Here is an 829-nt window from a genome sequence, read left to right on the forward strand (position 1 = left end):
TGTCACATCTGGTTGGCCGCCGGCGGCCTCGTCGCCGCCGGGCTGATGGATAGCGACGAGTCCGGCCTCGGCCAGGTCGGCGACGAGGATCCGGGCAACGCCGAGGGGGATCGAGAGCAGGGCCGAGATCTCGGCCACCGACTTGATCTCGATGCAGAGCCGGCAGATCCGCTGGTGCTCGGGCAACTGCCCTTGCAGCCGGGCGGGATCGGCCGTGGTGCTGACCAGCGCCTCGATGGCGAGCTGGTAACGCGGCCGGGTCCGGCCGCCGGTCATGGCGTACGGACGGACCAACGGGTTGTGCGCCGCGGGCGCCGACGGGGCCGGGGCCTGCCGCTCTACCCGTCCGCCCCGCGCCGGGGGTGCTGAGGCAGCCCGCCGCCCTGGTACGGCTGGTACGGATCGCCGGGGCCCTGTCTGCCGGGCACGGAAGGGATGTCGAAGCGGTTGTCGCCCTGCTCGCCCGGAACGTGCCGGCCACCCTCGTAAGGGTGTCCTCCTGCGGGTGCTGTCACGTCTCCTCCTCCGACTGCCCGTCACCGTCCCAGTGGTGCCGCGTCACCGCACCTTATGGCGCGGTGACGAGAAACGCACTGTCTGTCTGTCAGTTAAGAAGACTGCCCTGCAGCTCCGCTCGGAGGTCCGGGGTCAGAACACTTCCCGCACGGTCCACGAGAAGTGCCATTTCGTACCCGACCAGGCCGATATCGGCGTCCGGGTGGGCGAGAACGGCCAGCGAAGAGCCGTCCGAGATGGACATGATGAAGAGGAACCCCCGCTCCATCTCCACGACGGTCTGGTTGACGGCGCCGCCCTCGAAGATCCGGGA

At 69.6% G+C, this 829-nt stretch carries 1 protein-coding gene and 1 pseudogene; both read right to left on the reverse strand.

What is annotated here, in order from left to right; genetic code table 11:
- Positions 1 to 515, reverse strand: a pseudogene (locus IH13_RS44205) (DUF742 domain-containing protein); the annotation flags it as partial.
- Between the two features lie 89 nt (positions 516 to 604).
- Positions 605 to 829: roadblock/LC7 domain-containing protein (locus IH13_RS0100150; RefSeq protein ID WP_031079897.1), on the reverse strand; the 225-nt coding region annotated here is incomplete at its 5' end.

This window comes from Streptomyces sp. NRRL WC-3549 (genome assembly GCF_000721935.1).
Taxonomy (GTDB): Bacteria; Actinomycetota; Actinomycetes; order Streptomycetales; family Streptomycetaceae; genus Streptomyces.